Origin of the sequence: Cognatiyoonia koreensis (assembly GCF_900109295.1) — a bacterium.
GTDB lineage: Bacteria > Pseudomonadota > Alphaproteobacteria > Rhodobacterales > Rhodobacteraceae > Cognatiyoonia > Cognatiyoonia koreensis.
Genome location: NZ_FOIZ01000001.1, coordinates 884189 through 902125, shown reverse-complemented (window position 1 = coordinate 902125; position 17937 = coordinate 884189). Strand labels below are relative to the sequence as shown.

20 protein-coding genes are annotated in these 17937 nt (G+C 59.2%); 14 read left to right on the top strand and 6 right to left on the bottom strand.

Annotated features, from left to right (window positions below):
- Positions 1–6: 6 nt before the first annotated feature.
- Both BMY44_RS04545 and iscR read right to left on the bottom strand, forming a co-directional pair.
- Positions 7–1062: a cysteine desulfurase family protein gene (locus BMY44_RS04545; protein ID WP_089990800.1), complete on the bottom strand. Its 1056-nt coding sequence runs from the start codon at positions 1060–1062 to the stop codon at positions 7–9.
- Entirely contained in the window at positions 1055–1519 is a 465-nt protein-coding gene (gene iscR, locus BMY44_RS04540) for a Fe-S cluster assembly transcriptional regulator IscR (RefSeq protein WP_089990797.1), read from the bottom strand. Before iscR ends, BMY44_RS04545 begins: the two co-directional genes overlap by 8 nt.
- 161 nt (positions 1520–1680) lie before the next feature.
- Between iscR and BMY44_RS04535 the strand changes: the two genes are divergently transcribed.
- The 8 genes from BMY44_RS04535 (at position 1681) to BMY44_RS04500 (ending at position 7165) form a co-directional block, all read left to right on the top strand.
- Entirely contained in the window at positions 1681–2334 is a 654-nt protein-coding gene (locus tag BMY44_RS04535) for an alpha/beta hydrolase (protein WP_089990794.1), read from the top strand.
- Positions 2335–2337: 3 nt separating this feature from the next.
- Positions 2338–2688, top strand: coding sequence for a hypothetical protein (locus tag BMY44_RS18285; RefSeq protein ID WP_207510481.1), 351 nt, complete (start codon positions 2338–2340; stop codon positions 2686–2688).
- A 4-nt stretch (positions 2689–2692) separates the two neighbouring features.
- Positions 2693–3157, top strand: a complete 465-nt coding sequence (locus tag BMY44_RS04525; RefSeq protein WP_089990792.1) for a hypothetical protein — start codon at positions 2693–2695, stop codon at positions 3155–3157.
- The gene (locus BMY44_RS04520) at positions 3154–3741 is read left to right on the top strand and encodes an HD domain-containing protein (protein WP_089990790.1); all 588 of its coding nucleotides are present in this window, start codon (positions 3154–3156) and stop codon (positions 3739–3741) included. Before BMY44_RS04525 ends, BMY44_RS04520 begins: the two co-directional genes overlap by 4 nt.
- Positions 3742–3810: 69 nt before the next feature.
- Entirely contained in the window at positions 3811–5904 is a 2094-nt protein-coding gene (locus BMY44_RS04515) for a DEAD/DEAH box helicase (protein ID WP_089990788.1), read from the top strand.
- A gap of 149 nt (positions 5905–6053) precedes the next feature.
- The gene (locus BMY44_RS18450) at positions 6054–6185 is read left to right on the top strand and encodes a hypothetical protein (protein WP_278246562.1); all 132 of its coding nucleotides are present in this window, start codon (positions 6054–6056) and stop codon (positions 6183–6185) included.
- A gap of 150 nt (positions 6186–6335) precedes the next feature.
- Positions 6336–6665 (top strand): TfoX/Sxy family protein, encoded by a 330-nt coding sequence (locus BMY44_RS04505; protein WP_089990783.1) that lies wholly within the window; start codon positions 6336–6338, stop codon positions 6663–6665.
- A 98-nt stretch (positions 6666–6763) separates the two neighbouring features.
- The gene (locus tag BMY44_RS04500) at positions 6764–7165 is read left to right on the top strand and encodes a DUF4112 domain-containing protein (RefSeq protein WP_089994527.1); all 402 of its coding nucleotides are present in this window, start codon (positions 6764–6766) and stop codon (positions 7163–7165) included.
- On the opposite strand, the gene BMY44_RS04495 is transcribed toward BMY44_RS04500, so the two are convergent.
- Positions 7162–7671, bottom strand: a complete 510-nt coding sequence (locus tag BMY44_RS04495; RefSeq protein WP_089994525.1) for a hydrolase — start codon at positions 7669–7671, stop codon at positions 7162–7164. The two genes, BMY44_RS04500 and BMY44_RS04495, sit on opposite strands and share 4 nt — an antisense overlap.
- Before the next feature lie 153 nt (positions 7672–7824).
- Positions 7825–8247 (bottom strand): nucleoside-diphosphate kinase, encoded by a 423-nt coding sequence (gene ndk, locus BMY44_RS04490; protein WP_089990779.1) that lies wholly within the window; start codon positions 8245–8247, stop codon positions 7825–7827.
- Positions 8248–8374: 127 nt separating this feature from the next.
- Here ndk and BMY44_RS04485 point away from each other — a divergent pair, with 127 nt between their 5' ends.
- Genes BMY44_RS04485 through BMY44_RS04475 form a run of 3 tightly spaced genes read left to right on the top strand, consistent with a single transcriptional unit; the run spans position 8375 to position 11443 of the window.
- The gene (locus BMY44_RS04485) at positions 8375–10222 is read left to right on the top strand and encodes an ABC-F family ATP-binding cassette domain-containing protein (protein WP_089994522.1); all 1848 of its coding nucleotides are present in this window, start codon (positions 8375–8377) and stop codon (positions 10220–10222) included.
- Positions 10219–10848 carry a MarC family protein gene (locus BMY44_RS04480; protein ID WP_089990776.1) on the top strand — a complete coding sequence of 210 codons (630 nt, stop codon included), beginning with the start codon at positions 10219–10221 and terminating at the stop codon, positions 10846–10848. The genes BMY44_RS04485 and BMY44_RS04480 overlap by 4 nt, the downstream gene beginning before the upstream one ends.
- A gap of 16 nt (positions 10849–10864) precedes the next feature.
- Positions 10865–11443, top strand: a complete 579-nt coding sequence (locus BMY44_RS04475; RefSeq protein WP_089990775.1) for a retropepsin-like aspartic protease family protein — start codon at positions 10865–10867, stop codon at positions 11441–11443.
- A 123-nt stretch (positions 11444–11566) separates the two neighbouring features.
- On the opposite strand, the gene BMY44_RS04470 is transcribed toward BMY44_RS04475, so the two are convergent.
- Entirely contained in the window at positions 11567–12022 is a 456-nt protein-coding gene (locus BMY44_RS04470; protein WP_089990772.1) for a DNA polymerase III subunit chi, read from the bottom strand.
- Position 12023: 1 nt separating this feature from the next.
- Complete coding sequence (locus BMY44_RS04465) at positions 12024–13490, bottom strand: leucyl aminopeptidase (protein ID WP_089990770.1); 1467 nt, start codon at positions 13488–13490, stop codon at positions 12024–12026.
- A gap of 147 nt (positions 13491–13637) precedes the next feature.
- Between BMY44_RS04465 and lptF the strand changes: the two genes are divergently transcribed.
- From lptF to BMY44_RS04450, 3 genes are read left to right on the top strand one after another with little or no spacing between them, the layout of a single operon-like run.
- On the top strand, positions 13638–14741 hold the full coding sequence (gene lptF / locus BMY44_RS04460; protein WP_089990768.1) for an LPS export ABC transporter permease LptF: 1104 nt from the start codon (positions 13638–13640) through the stop codon (positions 14739–14741).
- Complete coding sequence (gene lptG, locus BMY44_RS04455) at positions 14738–15832, top strand: LPS export ABC transporter permease LptG (protein ID WP_089990765.1); 1095 nt, start codon at positions 14738–14740, stop codon at positions 15830–15832. The genes lptF and lptG overlap by 4 nt, the downstream gene beginning before the upstream one ends.
- Positions 15832–17922 carry an LPS-assembly protein LptD gene (locus tag BMY44_RS04450; RefSeq protein ID WP_089994519.1) on the top strand — a complete coding sequence of 697 codons (2091 nt, stop codon included), beginning with the start codon at positions 15832–15834 and terminating at the stop codon, positions 17920–17922. Before lptG ends, BMY44_RS04450 begins: the two co-directional genes overlap by 1 nt.
- Positions 17923–17937: the final 15 nt, after the last annotated feature.

Sequence of the window (17937 nt, the reverse complement as noted above, 5' to 3'; positions counted from 1 at the left end):
TTCCTCTCAAGCAGCGGCCGTTGCGCCGCGCACCTTTGTTCTTTTCGCGGTCCATGCGTCAACGAAGCGCAAGACCTCTTCTTCCGTGTTCTGCGGCCCCAATGACACCCGCAAGGCAGACCCCGCCGCATCATCATCGTAGCCAAGGGCCTGCAACACCTTGCTGGCCTTGACCTTACCGCTGGAGCACGCAGAGCCCGCCGATACGGCAAACCCCGCCAAATCCATCGCCATGACCTGCGTTTCGCCTTTCCAGCCTGCACTGATCATGCAGGACGTGTTCGGCAATCGCGCAAAGTCTTTCCCGACAAAAATAGTACTCTTTTCTGCCGCGCCAATGGCCTTTTCTAGAATATTTCTAAGTTCTGCAACCCGGTCCCAGACCCCGTTCGCCAAATCCTGTTGCGCCGCAGCGCATGCGGCACCGAATCCGGCAATCGCCAGCACGTTTTCCGTTCCCGACCGACGGCCCATTTCCTGACCGCCGCCTTTGATTTGTGCGGCGATTTCATGCCCTTGCGGCACGATCAATGCGCCGATGCCTTTGGGGCCGCCAAATTTGTGGGCCGACAGGAACACCATTTCCACACCGGACCAGCCGTAAGCGAACGGCAGTTTTCCGAAACCTTGCGTGATATCGGAAACGGCAAGTCCTTTGGGCAATGCTTGCACGATACCTGTTTCAGAGTTGGCCAACTGAAGCGCCGTATGCGCCGGATCGCTGACCTGCACGACGCCATTCACCACCGGCAGCACCGGATCAACCCACGCCAAAACAGCCTCGTGTTCCAGTGCAGAGGCATGAAGCCCGCGCCCCGCCAGGGCAAGTGCCGCCGCTTCGGTCGCGCCAGAAACAAAGATTACATCGGCATTCGATGCGCCAACCGCCTCGGCCACTGCCATCCGGGACTTTTCGACAAGTCCTTTGGCCGCGCGCCCTTCGGCGTGGACAGACGACGGGTTTCCCGCGACATCCATCGCCGCGATCATCGCAGTGCGCGCTTCGTCGCGCAGGGGTGTTGTCGCGTTGTGATCGAAATAGATGCGCTGTCGTTCAGGCATCGTCGTCCACCACTTCAAACAGGGCTGGCACCGCTGGACAGGGTGCAAGCCCGTTGCTGACGACATCAGACAGACGCGCCTGATGCAAAAAGACATAGACCTGTGCAGACAGTCCTTCCCACAAACGGTTGGTCATGGATTGCGCCCGCGACCCGGACGCCGCCCCCGACGCCCCTGCCCCTTTGTGCAGCGCGTTCACAGTTTCATCCACAGCTTCAAGCACATCTGACACGCGAATGTCCGAAGGCGGGGCGGCCAGACGATAGCCGCCGCCCGGACCGCGCACGGATTCGACAAGACCGGCGCGGCGCAATTTCACGAACAACTGCTCCAGATAAGGCAAGGAAATGTCCTGTCGCTTGGAAATTTCGGTCAGATTTGTCAGCGTCCCACCGTCCTGCAATGCAAGATCGGCCATGGCGACCATCGCATAGCGACCTTTGGTGCTGAGTTTCATCGCGCAAACCCCCGTAAATCCGCAATTCCATTGACGTGGGCGGCGCACATGATTAGGTCAAGCCAACCCCGTCGGACGCCTTGAGCGGTCGATTTAGAATCCTTCTAAAGTGCCTGAGCGTTTTCGTCAAGAAAAGCGCGGGCCCCACGAAACGGAACAGAATGCCCGAAGTCATCTTCCCCGGCCCAGAAGGCCGCCTCGAAGGCCGCTACCATCCGCAAAAAGACCGTGATGCACCGATTGCGATTGTCCTGCATCCACATCCGCAGTTCGGCGGTACGATGAACAACCGGGTCGTCTATAATCTGCATTATGCATTCTATAACATGGGCTTTACCGTGTTGCGGTTCAATTTCCGCGGCGTCGGTCGCTCGCAGGGCGAATACGATCAGGGCGTGGGCGAACTGTCTGACGCGGCATCCGCACTCGACTATCTGCAGTCGATGAACAACAACGCAAAACATTGCTGGGTCGCCGGGTTCTCTTTCGGTGCCTGGATCGGCATGCAGCTTTTAATGCGACGCCCCGAGATCACGGGCTTTATCAGCGTATCACCCCCGGCGAACATGTATGACTTCAGCTTTCTTGCGCCCTGCCCGTCATCCGGTTTGATCATCAACGGCACGAACGACCGTGTGGCCCCGCCGCAAGACACCGTGAACCTTGTGAACAAATTGCACGAACAAAAGGGTATCACGATCACGCACGAGTGTATGGAAGGTGCCGGTCACTTCTTTGAAGACCCGCACATGGATCCGATGATCGACCATGTCACCGATTATGTCCGTCGTCGCCTCACGGAAAACACGCGCTGATCCATGAACTATACCGAAGAAACAGCAAACGAACTGGCGGATTTGGCGCTCGCCGAAGCAGAAGCATCGGGCAGCCCGAAAATCGTTGACCAGATCGGTGAACTGCTCGGCGCATCTTCACAGTCTTTGCAAGAAGCTTATCTGACCGCCGTGCGGGTGCGCCGTGCAGAAGCCCGCGCGCGCGAATTGCTGGCCGAAGCCGCCATCAAGCGCGGTGCGCAGCCGCCAGCCAAGCGTGCCCCGAAACCGGCACCTGTTATCGAAGTTGCGCAAACCGTGGAAGAACCGCCCGAACCGGCTGTCGAGGAGACACCGGTCGAGGACGCACCAAAGCCCAAGCGTAAGGGATGGTAGGACAATGCCTGCGCCGCAAGAAGCAGACATCTTCCTTGTTCCTCTGCTGAACGGCGATCACACGGTCGGTCAGGTCATCGAAGTCGAAAAAACACCAGAGAAAAGTGTGCTCTGCCTTTTGTCGCTGAAACGGCTGACACCGGACGACACCTCCGCGCCTTTGAACCTTTCCGAAATGATCGCACTGGTGCTGACGCGCCCTGATCACTTTGCCGATGGCACTTGGCCGATCATCGGGTTCGAACAACTGCCGCAGATCGAAAAGGTCTTCAAACTCGCCGAGGCCAAATCGAACGGGTTTGAAAACGTCGCAATCCACGAACCTGCAATCATTGAAGCGTTCGCGAATGCGTGCCACGGACATTATCCATGGGATGCGTTTCCCGATCCGCAGTTCTTCGACCGCCTTCTTGTCACGAAAGCCGCGCGACCACCTGCTGCGCGCATGAAATCGCAATTTCCCGCATGAGCGAACGGATCCACCAGCAACTTGCGTTCCTGAACGAGGCGGACAAGCTGAAATCCGTCGTGCGTGGAACAACGCTGAATGACGCGACCCGGCGCGAGAATTCGGCCGAACACAGCTGGCATATCGCGCTTTATGCGCTGGTCATGGCCGAACACGCCGAACGACCTGTGAATGTCGACCGCGTGATCAAGATGCTGTTGCTGCATGATCTGGTAGAGATCGACGCGGGCGATATCCCGATCCACAGTGCTGCCGCACGCGATGTCGCAGCGCAGGCCGCGATCGAACAGGCTGCCGCTGATCGTATCTTTGCGTTATTGCCGGCTGATCAGGCGGACGCGTGTCGCGCGCTTTGGGACGAATTCGAAGCGGCAGAGACAGACGACGCGATTTTCGCAAAATCCATCGATCGTGTGCAGCCTGTCATTGCCAACCTTGAATCCGGCGGTGGATCGTGGCGCGATTTCAACGTGACGGTTGAACATCTGGAAACACGGGTCGGGATCAAGGTTCGTCGCGGCGCCCCCGCTATCTGGGAAGCGCTTTCTGCGCGAATTAACGTGTGGTTCAGCACCAACACATGAATCACCCTCTATACAAAGCCACCTAACAGGCTTAGGCGCACCCCATCGCCGCACCGAAAGACCGATTTGATGATCCAGACCCTCGCCGATGCCCTTGCCAAGCAAGGCTACGACACGCTGACCCCTGTGCAAGAGGCCGTTACCGACCCGCAGCACGAAGGGCATGATCTGCTTGTGTCCGCGCAAACCGGATCGGGAAAGACGGTGGGCTTTGGTCTGGCTATCGGGCCGACGATCCTGAACGATGACGGACACTTTGGCCCTGCCGACACACCCCGCGCGTTGATCATCGCGCCGACTCGTGAACTGGCGCTGCAGGTCAAGCGCGAGCTGTCATGGCTTTACGCCGGTGCCGGTGCTGTCATGGCGTCCTGTGTGGGTGGCATGGATATGCGCACCGAAAAGCGCACGCTGGAACGCGGGGCTCATATTGTCGTCGCTACCCCTGGACGTTTGAAAGATCACATCCTGCGCGGCTCGCTTGATATGTCGGGTATCCGCGCAATCGTGCTGGATGAAGCGGATGAAATGCTGGACCTCGGCTTTCGTGAAGACCTAGAATTCATCCTTGGCAAAGCGCCCGAGACCCGCCGCACGCTGATGTTTTCAGCAACCGTCCCGCCGATGATTGAAAAGCTGGCCAAATCCTATCAGCGCAACGCGATACGGATCAGCACCGTCTCGAAGGCGACGCAACATACCGATATCGCCTATCGCGCACTGACCGTGGCCCAGCATGATGCGGATAACGCGATCATCAACGTGTTGCGCTATTACGAAGCCCCCAATGCCATCGTTTTCGCCAATACCCGCGCAATGGTGACACGTCTGACCACCCGCCTGTCCAACCGGGGTTTTGCGGTTGTCGCATTGTCGGGTGAATTGTCGCAAACCGAACGCTCGCACGCATTGCAAGCCATGCGCGACGGACGTGCGCGGGTCTGTGTGGCAACCGATGTGGCGGCACGTGGCATCGACCTGCCGAACCTTGAACTGGTGATCCACGCAGAACTGCCCACCAATGCGGAAACACTGATGCACCGGTCCGGTCGGACCGGTCGCGCGGGTCGCAAAGGCATTTCGGCGATGATCGTGCCGCCCAAGATGCGCAGGCGCGCAGAAAATTTGTTGAAGTGGGGCAAGCTCAAGGCCGAATGGGCAGCACCGCCCTCTGCGGATGAAGTGCAGGCGCGTGATGAGGAACGTCTGCTGACGGATGACGTCTGGACCGAGGAATTCACCGAAGGCGAACGGGCCTTCGCTGAAAAGCTGCTGGCGCAACACGCACCAGAGAAAATTGCCGCCGCCTATCTGCGCCTTTATGCCGGCAAGGCATCCGCCCCGGAAGACATTGCCATTATTGATCCGAACGCCCCGCCACCACCGCGTGAAAAGCGCGAGCGCAAGGAACGCGAGCCCTTTGGTCCGTCCAAGTGGTTCAGCGTCGATGTCGGGCGCGAAGGCAAGGCCGAAGCCCGTTGGCTTTTGCCAATGATCTGCAAGGCCGGTGACATCACAAAGCGTGAAATCGGGGCGATCCGTATCCAGCCGAACGAAACCTTCGTCGAGATCAGGGAAGATGCGGTGCCAGGATTCCTGAAAGCCGTCGGCAACGATATGCGGCTTGAAAATCAGGCCACCCTGAAGGCGCTTGATGGCGTGCCGCAGATCAGCGAACGCGGTGCGCGGCCCAGCAAGAAGTCCTATGACAAACCACAAGACCGGTCGGCCCCACCACCATCGCGCGCCCCGCAACAAGACGCGATCAAGCCAATCCCCGGTGCCGCCGATGATCCCGCACCTTACAAGCCGCGCAGCAAACCGCCTCGCAAGGATCACGGCGACGCGGTGAAAGCGAAAAAGCCATTCAAAAGCAAGGACGGTGGCAAACCTGACTTCAAAGGCAAGGGCGACGCAAAGCCACCGTTCAAGAGCAAAGGTGATGCAAAACCTCCCTTCAAGGGCAAGAGCGATGGCAAACCGCCACGCAAGGGCAAGCCCGGTGAAAAGCCGTTCCGCAAGCCGGACGGTGCGAAACCGGCAGGCAAGCCGCGCGCAAGTGCGTCCGATACGTCAAAGCGATTTGTCCCGCCAGGCGGCAAACCACGGTCAAAACCGGGTGGAAAAGGACCAAACGCAACACCGAAACGCCGGTCAAAATAAGGCGTTCCGCACGATCTACAGGCCGCGCCACATTCTTGCCTTATTTCCGCCGGTTTTCGGCCAAGGTCGTGTGCAACGGTTTTTCTACACCCGCTAAGAGGTGACGCGCAGGGACAACGCGCAACAAAGGCAGCAAAAGGAACAGGACCATGGCATCGGCACAGCCTATCGGGACGTCCACTCCAAAGAATTCAAAGCCACAGAAACCTGCGGCAACGGCAAAGAAACCTGAAGACGGCAAAGACAAACCGCTGATCTTCAAGGATTTTGCCAGTATCTGATCCACGCGGACGATCAGCCAAAGTGATGGCGCACCCCTCCCTTGCGCTGTCTTGAGGCTCCGCTCCGGCCAGTGGTGCGCGCGACCTTTCTCCTCCCGTTTGGTCGATCCGCCGCTGGCCCTTTTTTTGGTCAGGCGCTAGGATTTGCCCATGGCTGACCTGACAACCATTCGCAACATCGGCCCCGCCTTTGCAAAGGAACTGAAGGCTGCTGGCATATCCTCTGCCGAGGCCCTGAGAGAGGTCGGCGCGGATGCCGCGTACGAGAAACTCTTGCAGAATGGCACGCGACCGCACTTTATCGCCTACTACGTGTTGCACATGGGCTTGCAGGGCCGCCCGTGGAACGATTGCAAGGGCGCGGAAAAAGACGCCCTGCGCAAGAAATTCGATCAGCTGAAATCCCAAAGCTTTGATACGGATCGCTCTGAACTCGAACAATTCCTGAACCGGATTGGGGTCATCGACCCTCCTGCCTGACCGGATTCATCCCTTTTTGCGGGTTCGCTGCAGGCAAATCAGACGATTTGGATGTGAACCCCCTTCACATTTCCGTGATGGATTGCTATGTTAAGGGTATGAACATAGAACAGGATATCGACTTTGAACTTGCGGCGCTGCGCAAAATCGCGTGGCGCATGGATGCACTTTTTTACATTCCGCGCACAAATATTTCTGTCGGGCTCGACAATATTCTCGGTCTCGTGCCCGTGGTTGGCGACACGATGGCCCTGCTTCCGTCGGTCTGGCTGATCTGGAAGGCGCGCCAGTTGGGTGCCACGCCCGGCGCATTGGCATATATGACGTTGAACACGCTGGCCGACTATTTCATCGGCATGGTCCCCATCGTCGGTGACCTTTTCGACGTGCTTTATAACGCAAATATCCGCAACTACCGTGCGCTCGAACGGAACCTGAACAAACGGGCGGCCCGCGCGGCGGTCGTGCAGCCTGCGCGCAGCCTGCCCCTGCCCGGCTAGTTGATCCGGGCAACCCCGACGACATAATTCTGACCGTACGCTTTCGCGCAGCGCGGGCAGGTCGTGTAGAAGAAATAAACATCTTCGCTTGTGCTGCCTCTTTGCGCGGCCAGCGATTTCATCTCTTCATACCACTGCTTTGCGTCGCGATAGGGTCCTTCGAACACCTTGGTGACGAAATCGCCCGACAGCGTGGTCATGTCTTCATCCGCGACAACGCCGGACACCGAAAAATAGTGGTCTGCTTTCCAGCGTGACTGATCCTGGCTCAACACGATGATGTCGTCTTGGTCGTATGCGCCGGCCTCTTCGATATGGTTCTGCACGCGGCCAAAGACCGTGCCCATATTCAACGGAATATGGACAGCTGACCTGGTCGTCGCCTTGACGAAAGGTTTGTCTTCGAAATGCAGGGTCTGATCGTCCCATCCGTCGGGATTGAATTTCGGACAACAGCCGGTGGTATTGATGCTTTGGTCCAGATGCGGAACGGCGTTCGTTTGCATGCGTGCCTCCTTCTTGGCCACGTGCATTCTAGCATCCCGCAGACTGCCTTTATTGATTTTCGTCAACCACGACACACGAAACCGACAGGCAAAGAAAAAGCCGCCGCACCTGGCGGCGCAGCGGCTTTGTCAGTTTGGCAGAGATCGCTAGATTTAGCCGACCAGTTCGAGTCCCGAAAAGAAGAACGCGATTTCTTCTGCGGCTGTTTCCGGCGCGTCAGAGCCGTGGACAGAGTTTTCACCGATGGAAAGCGCGAATTCCTTGCGGATCGTGCCAGGTGCGGCGTCTGCGGGGTTGGTTGCGCCCATGACTTCACGGTTTTTTGCGATGGCGTCTTCGCCTTCCAGAACCTGCACGACGATCGGCTCGGAAATCATGAATTCGCAAAGCTCGTCAAAGAATGGACGATCCTTGTGCACACCATAGAACTGCTGGGCTTGGGCCAGTGTCAGCTGGATGCGCTTGGATGCGATGATACGCAGGCCGGCTTCTTCGAATTTGGCCACGATCTGGCCTGTCAGGTTACGCTTTGTCGCGTCGGGTTTGATGATGGAAAATGTGCGTTGGATCGCCATTGTCTTGTCCTTTGATCATGGGGCGCGCGCCCCGGAATACCATGTGGGCGCGCCCTAACATGGGGTGGGTGGCATGGAAAGGCCCTATCGCATTGACCGCGTCACGCGGATCAGGCAAAGCCGCGACATGCTCAAGATTTCAGACATCACCTATTCGATTCAAGGCCGCACGCTGATTGAACACACCAGTGTGACGATCCCGGCTGGCCACAAAGTTGGCCTTGTGGGGCGCAACGGCACTGGCAAGACCAGCCTGTTCAAGGTCATCCGTGGCGAATGGGTGCTGGACACGGGCAGCGTCAACATTCCACGCGGTTGGAAGATCGGCGGCGTCAGTCAGGAAGTGCCTGGCAATGAGGTGTCGCTGATCGACACAGTGCTGCGGGCAGATACCGAGCGCGAAGCGCTGCTGGCCGAGGCGGAAACCGCCACCGACCCCACACGCATCGCCGATATCCAGACTCGCCTGACCGATATAGACGCATGGTCTGCCGAAGCACGGGCAGCGACGATCCTCAAAGGCCTGGGGTTTACCCATGAAGAACAATCCATGCCCTGTTCGGCCTTTTCGGGGGGCTGGCGGATGCGCGTGGCCCTTGCGGCGGTGCTGTTCAGCGAACCCGATCTGCTGCTTCTGGACGAACCGACCAACTACCTCGACCTTGAAGGCGCGCTGTGGCTCGAGGCGTATCTGGTCAAATACCCGCACACGGTTCTTATCGTGTCGCACGACCGCGAGCTGCTGAACCGGTCCGTTGGCGGCATTCTGCACCTCGAAGACAAATCGCTGACCTATTACACCGGCAACTACGACAATTTCGCAAAACAACGCGCCGAAAAGCGGGCGCTGATGGCGTCCGCCGCAAAGAAGCAGGCCGACAAGCGCGCCCATTTGCAAGCCTTTGTTGACCGCTTCAAGGCCAAGGCCTCCAAGGCGAAACAGGCGCAGTCACGCGTCAAGATGCTGGAAAAAATGGAAACCATCCGCGCGCCCGAAGACGCCGCACGCACCGTTTTCACGTTCCCCGAACCCGAAGAACTCTCGCCCCCGATTATCGCAACCGAAGGTGCCGCCGTCGGTTACGGCAACAACATCGTACTGCACGATCTGAACTTGCGGATCGACCAGGACGACCGGATCGCACTGCTGGGCCGCAACGGTGAAGGAAAATCTACGCTTTCCAAGATGTTATCTGGCCGCCTTGATGTCGCACGCGGCAAGATGGTGACGTCCAACAAGCTGCGCATCGGCTTTTTCGCCCAGCATCAGGTGGACGAACTGCGGGTCGAGGAAACGCCGCTGGACCATCTGTTCCGTGAACGCCCACACGAAGGCCAGGCCAAGCTGCGCGCGCGGTTGGCTAGTTTTGGCCTTGGCGCGGATCAGGCCGAAACCGAGGTCGGGCGGCTTTCGGGCGGTCAGAAGGCGCGTCTGTCGCTGTTGCTGGCCACCCTGCCCGCACCGCACCTGTTGATCCTCGACGAACCAACGAACCACCTCGATATCGAAAGCCGCGAGGCCTTGGTCGAGGCGCTGACTGCCTATTCGGGTGCCGTCATTCTTGTCAGCCACGACATGCACCTGTTGTCGCTGGTTGCTGACCGGCTTTGGCTGGTGTCGGGCGGCCGCGTGAAACCTTACGAGGACGATCTGCCGTCCTATCGCAAGATGTTGCTGACGCCTGACAAGGTTGAAAAGTCGAAACCTGCCCCCGAAAAACCAAAACGCGCCAGCCGTGACGAGATGCTCGCGCTCAAGTCAGATGCCCGCAAATGCGAAGAACGTGTCAACAAGATCAATGACATGCGCGACAAACTTGCCAAGAAACTGGCGGACCCGGAACTTTATGAGGATGCCAAAAAGGGCGAGTTGGAAACCTGGAACAAGAAATATGCTGAAGTGATGGCCGGTCTTGAAAAGGCCGAGGCGCTTTGGATGGCAGCACTTGAAAAGCTTGAAAAGGCGCAGGCATGACCGAACTTCCCGCCTTGATCACTGCGTTCACGACGCTGTTCATCATCATCGACCCGCTGGGGCTGACGCCCTTGTTCATCGCGCTGACGCAAGGCATGACCCCGGCGCAACGCCGCGGCGTCGCAATCCGGGCTTGCCTTACGGCCGGTGCGCTCATGGTTGTCTTCACCTTGCTGGGCGAAGCCGTGCTGAATTTCGTCGGTATTTCCATGGATGCATTCCGCATCGCGGGTGGCATCCTGTTGTTCCTGACCGCGCTTGAAATGCTGTTTCAGCGCCGACAGGCCCGCAAGGCCGGTGAAGCCAACGAGGCCGCCAGCCACCTTGACGACGATCCGTCGATCTTTCCGCTGGCTTTGCCGCTGATTGTCGGGCCGGGCACCATCACGACGATTATCCTGCTGACGGGACAGGCGGACGGCAGTGCCGAGGTCTTGGCCGTGGGCGGTGTGTTGTTCGCGGTCCTGCTGATCGTCTTCGTCGCATTTCTGTCCGCATCATTTCTGGAACGCCTGCTGGGCCGGACGGGATTGAACATTGTCACCAGGGTTCTGGGAATGCTTTTGGCCGCACTTGCCGTTCAGTTCATTCTGGATGGTCTGAGGGGTTTCGGTCTCGGCGGCTAGCACATATATCAGTGCCATGAATGACGATATGCTCATGCGCGTGGTGTACCTTCTGATCCTGCTGGTCTGTATTGGCGGCAGTTTCTGGGCGTCCATGCGTCAGGATTTGTCCAAGTCGATGCAGCAGGCCGCCATCTGGGTCCTGATTTTCCTCGGTATGCTGGGCGGCATCGGACTCTATAACGATATCACCAACCGCCATTCGCCCCGTCAGGCGGTTGCGGAAGGCGGCGAAATCATCGCGCCCCGTTTTCGCGACGGCCACTATCATCTGACGTTGGATGTGAACGGCGTACCCATCGACTTCCTGGTCGATACCGGTGCGTCGCAGGTCGTTCTGACACAGGATGACGCCCGCCGCGTCGGGCTTGAACCGGAAAGCCTGAATTACTCGGGTCAGGCCTCGACAGCGAACGGCATCGTGCGGACCGCCCCTGTGACACTTCAAAGCGTCGCGTTGGAAGGGATCATTGATCGCAACCTGCCCGCCGTCGTCAACGATGGCCAGATGGACGGATCACTGCTTGGGATGTCCTATCTGGAATCGTTCAGAAGCATTGAAATCCGCGACAACGCTTTGGTGCTGACACGTTAGGATGATGACATGACACGTATGGTGATGATTTGCGCTTTTCTGGGCCTTGCCGCCTGCGCCAGCACAACCGCGCTGCCAGAAGATTTCAATCCCGAATTCGCGTTCTGATCCGCGTCCGGCCGGTCAGGCTTGCGCCTTCATTGCCCACCGCCCGTTGTCCTGCGCCCAGTATTGCGCGGACACGCCTGCCTGGGTCAGTGTTTTCCACTGTGTGCGGGCGTGATCCAGCGCGGCACCGTCGTGTCCGTCGAACAGCACGCAGGTGCGTTGCAGTGCCGTGACCTCCTCGGGCGCGACCTCGGCACCTGACACGCTCATGACGCAGTCAAAGCCATCTGACGAAACATCCGCCCCCAGCAGTATGGGCTGCTCCGCGTCATATGGTCCACCGGCCAGCCCGTGCGGCACAAAGCTGTCGACCGGTCCCTGCCAAAGCACGTTATCCAAGCGTTCAAGCAAGGCCGCATCAGTACCGCGCACCAGAATCCGCCAACCCGCATCGCGGGACTTGGACAACAGCGTGGGCAAGGTCGCTTCAAGCGGCGTCTCTGTCAGGTGATAGAAATAGACCGCGCCCATCCTATCCCTCGTACATGTCCGCAATCAGCCGGTTCAGCGCCATGACGCCCCAGCCTGTGGCACCCTTGGGCGCGAATGTCGTCTCGGACTTCACGGATGCGACGCCCGCGATATCCAGATGGCACCACGGCACGTCGTCATTGACAAAACGGCCAAGGAACTGCGCCGCGGTAATTGCGCCGGCGGGGCGACCGACACTGTTGCGGATATCGCCATATTGCGATTTCAGCTGTTTGTCATAAGCGGGACCCATGGGCATGCGCCATGCCCCCTCGCCCTCTGCATCCGCAGCCTTGAGGAAATCACCGGCCAGCGCTTCTGAATTGCTGAAAACGCCTGCGTTCTCGTGGCCCAGCGCAATGACGATTGCGCCCGTCAACGTGGCAAGATTGATCATCGCCCGCGGCTTGAAGCGGTCCTGCGCGTACCAAAGCACATCCGCCAGCACCAACCGCCCTTCCGCATCCGTGTTGATGACCTCGATCGTCGTGCCTTTCATGGATGTGACCACATCACCGGGCCGCGTGGCCGTCCCCGATGGCATGTTTTCAACCAATCCGACCAGCCCGACCACATTGGCCTTGGCCTTGCGCAGCGCCAGCGTGCGCATGACACCAGCAACGACACCGGCACCGCCCATGTCCATCGTCATGTCTTCCATGCCGGCACCGGGCTTGAGACTGATACCGCCGGTGTCAAAGACAACACCCTTTCCGACCAGCGCAAACGGGGCTTCGGACCCGCCACCATTCCACCGCATGACCACAACCTTGGACGGGCTGGCCGAACCTTGCCCGACGCACAACAATGCGCCCATGCCAAGTTCCTTCAATGCGTCCTCTTCAAGGATTTCCACGTCCAGACCCAGTTCCTGCATCGCCGCCAGACGGGCCGCGAAATCATCGGTAGTCAGCACGTTGGCGGGTTCATTCGTCAAATCACGCGTGAAGAATACGCCTTCGGTCACAGCCGCACCGTTCTGCGCGGATTTCGCCAGCGCTTCGGGCTTGGAGGCCATCATTGTCACCGGGCCGTAAGATTTGGGTTCATGGGTCTGGTGACGTTCGAAGGCATAACAGCGCAACGCCATCCCCAGCGCGATCTCATCTGCGCGTCTGATCGCACCGGCAAGGATCAGCATCGGCACGCCGGAATGGACCTTGGCCAAGGCGGCCCCTGCCGCGCGCGCCGTCGCCACGTCTGGATTGCGGGGCAGCTTGACCACGACAACTGACACAGCCGCAAGGCCACCGGGATAAGCCATCTGCGTCGCCTCCCCCAGCTTCATTGCCTTGAAGGGCTCACCTGCGGCCAGACGTGCAATCGCCTTGCGGGTCAGCGTGTTCACCTTGCGTGCACCGGCGTCCAGTTTGCCATCTTCGTCCACGAAAACGGCGATCACACCGGGTGCGTCTGCAACGCGGTTCAAATCGGTTTCCTTGAACTGGATCTGGATCGGATCGGACATGCGCGCTTCCTTTCTGTCAGGTTTCGGCAATCCCTAGCTTGAGCGCTGCCAAAACGCCAGTTATCCGTTCCATCCCCTGCCTGCTTGGGCTAGTTTGTCGCAAAACGAATTGGGGATAAGCGGTCCGTGGCACGATTTGACAGATATATGCTGTCACAACTGATGGTCGTGTTCGGCTTTTTCAGCCTCGTTCTGGTGATGGTCTATTGGATCAACCGCGCTGTCGTCCTATTCGACCGGTTGATCGCGGACGGGCAGTCAGCCGGGGTCTTTCTGGAATTCACGGCCCTGTCCTTGCCTGCGGTGATCCGGCTTGCCCTGCCGCTTTCGGCCTTTGCGGCTTCGGTCTATGTGACCAACCGCATGGCCACGGAATCCGAACTTGTTGTCGTGCAGGCCACCGGCTTTTCCGCTTACCGACTGGCGCGGCCTGTTTTGTATTTCGGCCTGATCGTCTTTGCACTGATGTTGGTGCTGATGCACTACCTTGTGCCGCTATCCACCGCGCAGTTGAACGAAAGACGCGCGGAGATTGCGCAGAACGTCTCTGCCCGGCTACTGACCGAAGGGCAGTTCATGGAACCGGCAGACGGGATCACCGTCTACATCCGCGACATTACGCCCGAAGGCGAATTGCGCGACATCCTCCTGTCCGACATCCGTGATCCGGACTCGCATCTGACCTACACGGCAGCAAAGGCCTACCTCGTGCGCACCGACGGGGATGCGCAGCTTGTTATGGTCGACGGGCTGGCACAGACGTTGCGGACCAGCGACCAGCGGCTGTTCATTACCTCTTTTGCCGATTTCGCCTATAACATCGGCGACCTGATGGCCGTGGCAGAGCGTGACGGACGTGCGTCCCAGGAACTGATGACATGGGAACTGCTCAACCCCACGCCCGAGCTGGAAGAAGAAACCGGCAAAGATGCCGCCCGCCTGATTTCCGAAGGGCATGACCGCTTCGGGCAGGCGCTGCTTGGCACTGTCGGTGCGCTTTTGGGCTTTTCGGCCTTGCTTGTCGGCGGGTTCAGCCGGTTCGGTGTCTGGCGACAGATCATCGGTGCGATCTTTTTGATCATCGTTATCAAAGCGCTGGAAACTGTCGGCCTGAACATTGCCCGCAGCAATCCACAGCTCTGGTTCAGCACGTACCTGTCGATCATCACCGGCTTTCTTATCATCTGGGCGTTGCTGTTTCTTTCGGGACGGCCCGCCCTTTTCAAGCGCCGCGTTCAGGTGCAATCATGATCCTGCACCGCTATTTCGCCCGCCGTTTCTTTTTTGCCTTTCTCGGCGTGTTCACGATTTTCCTGCTGATCCTGACGTTCATCGGTCTGGTGGACCAGCTGCGACGCTTTTCAGGGGACGAGGTGACGTTCGGCCAGATCCTTATCCTTGCGCTTCTGAACATCCCGCAGGGCATCTACCGTATCCTGCCGCTGATCATGATCATCGCGACCATTGCGCTGTTCCTCAGCCTTGCGCGGTCGTCCGAATTGGTCGTCACCCGCGCGGCGGGGCGATCGGCGTTGCGGGCGTTGAGTGCGCCGCTTCTGGTGGCGCTCACGCTTGGTATTGCCGCAATCGCGATCCTGAACCCGATCGTCGCGGCCACCACCCAGCAATATGAACTGCGCAGCAGCGATCTGCGTGGCGAAGGCAGCGCGCTGATCCTTGGCGAAACAGGACTTTGGCTACGACAGGGCGGAAGCGGCGAACAGACGGTAATCCGCGCAGCGGGCTCGAACCTCGATGGCACGGAACTCAGTAACGTCACTTTCCTGACATTCGCAGGCGAGTCAGGACCATTGCGCCGCATCGAGGCTGAACGGGCCGCGCTCGTAGCCGGGGCATGGGCGCTGACAAACGCAAAAAGCTGGCCATTGGACCGCGATATCGTGCCAGAGGCCGCCGCGACCGACCACGACAGCCTGCGCATACCCTCAACACTGACAGCGGACGAAATTCGCAACAGCTTTGGCACCCCGTCGTCCATTCCGATCTGGGAATTGCCTGCGTTCATCGACCGCCTGCAAAGCGCCGGCTTCTCAGCACAACGCCATCAGGTCTGGTTCCAGATGGAATTGGCATTGCCGGTCTTTCTGGTGGCAATGGTCATGATCGGCGCAAGCTTCACCTTGCGCCACCAGCGCGGCGGGCGGACCGGCGTGATGATCATGCTGGCAATCCTGCTGTCCTTTGCGATCTATTTCCTGCGCAACTTTGCCCAGATCCTGGGCGAAAACGGGCAGTTGCCTGCCATGCTGGCCGCATGGGCACCGCCGCTGGCGGCGATCGGGCTTGCGATGGGGATGCTCTTGCATCAAGAGGACGGCTGATGCGGCTTCTGGTGTTTCTTTTGTGTCTTCTGCCCTGCGCAGCGCTTGCGCAGGGCGTCGCAACGCTTGTTGCCGATGACGTGGTGATCGAAGACAGCACGCGCCTGATCGCATCCGGTAATATCGAGGTGATCTATGACGGCACCCGCCTCACGGCGCGGCAGATCACCTTCGACCAAACCACGGACCGGCTGACCATTGACGGACCGATCTTCATTCAAGGGCCAGACGGAACAATCCTGACGGCGAACCGCGCCGCACTTGATCCGCAACTCGAAAACGGCATCCTGCAGGGGGCCCGGCTGGTACTGAACCAGCAACTACAGCTTGCGGCCAACCAGATTGACAGGGCCGAAGGGCGGTATTCGCAGCTCTACAAGACGGCCGTCACCTCCTGTCAGGTCTGCGGCACACAGGCCCCATTGTGGGAAATCCGGGCCGAGCGTGTGGTCCACGACGAAGAGGCACAGCAGCTTTATTTTACAAATGCCACTTTCCACGTTCGCGGCGTGCCGATCTTCTGGCTGCCCCGCGCACGCCTGCCCGATCCGACGCTTGATCGCGCAAACGGGCTTTTGACGCCACGCATTCGCTCGTCCGATCAGTTGGGGCTGGGGATCAAGGTGCCCTACTTCCTGACGCTCGGGGATCATCGCGATGTGACGCTGACGCCCTACGGATCAAGCGAGACGACGACGCTTGAACTGGAATATCGTCAGGCGTTCGTCAGTGGTGATCTGACGGCTGAAGCCGCGGTAAGCCGCGATACATTGCTGCCAGAGGAACTGCGCAGCTACATCTTTGTCGAAGGCGCGTTCGATCTGGCCCGCGATTTCAAACTGACCTTCGATGTCGAAGCAGTCAGCGATCCGGCTTACCTGCTCGATTACAGCTACTCGGATAAGGACCGGCTCGACAGCGCTATCGGGATCACGCGGGCGCGGGACACAGACCTCTTCCAGACAAGTTTCACCTACTATGTGTCCTTGCGGGACGATGAATCCAACAGCACGCTGCCACCGATCGTGGCCGATATCGGCTATCGCAAACGCAGCTTTCCGCGCTTTGGCGGGACGCTGACCTGGGATTTAAGTGCTGACGCGATCGTGCGTTATGGCAGCGACGTCGGCGCAGATGGACGTGATGTGGCGCGGCTTGGGGCGGGCGTCGACTGGCAGCGGCAATGGATCAGCGACGCAGGTTTCATCACACGGACAGAGGCAGGTCTGCGCGCGGACGCCTATCGATTGGAAGACAACACCGCCTTCGGTGATGGCGTGCGCACCGTGCCCTCGGCACAGATTACACTTTCCTATCCGCTGGTGCGCAAGACCAACCGGTCGCGACAACTGCTGACACCGATGCTTGCCCTCGGTTGGTCCGATACTTTTGGCATCATGCCACCGAATGAAGACAGTACGCGCCCCGAATTCGATGCGGCAAACCTGTTTGCACTGTCGCGATTTCCGGGTGACGACGCGGTTGAAACCGGGCTGCGCGGGGCCGTCGGCTTGCACTGGAGTCGGCAAGGCAACGAAGGCGGCAGCGCCCATCTGACGATCGGTCGCGTGTACCGCGAAGAGGTGAATGACCAGTTCACGCAGACCTCGGGCCTGAAAGGAAACGCCTCTGACTGGCTTGTTGCGGGGCAGTTCGCGCTCCCGCAAGGCTTTCGTGTTGAAGGTCGTGCGCAACTTGGCGCCAATCTTGATCCCACGCTGGCTGCGGCCAAGATCGACTGGCAGGATGACAGCCTGAACCTGGCGGCCAGCTATATCTGGCAGACCGCCGACGAAGAGCTTGGCAGACCCGACCCGATTTCCGAATGGCTGATTGACACAAGGGTGCAGTTGAACCCGGCCTGGGCGGTCAGCTTTGACACGCGCTATGACGTGACCGAAGACCAACCCGCGCGCGCTGGGATTGGCGTGGAATGGCGCAACGAATGCGTGACGGTCGATCTTTCGGTCTCGCGCCGCTACACGTCTTCGACTACAGTGGACCCGTCAACAGACTACGGGTTATCTGTGTCACTGAACGGCTTTAGCGCCGGTCGGTCCGATGCAGGCCCGGCCAGAAGCTGTAACTAGGTAGAGCAACGAAGG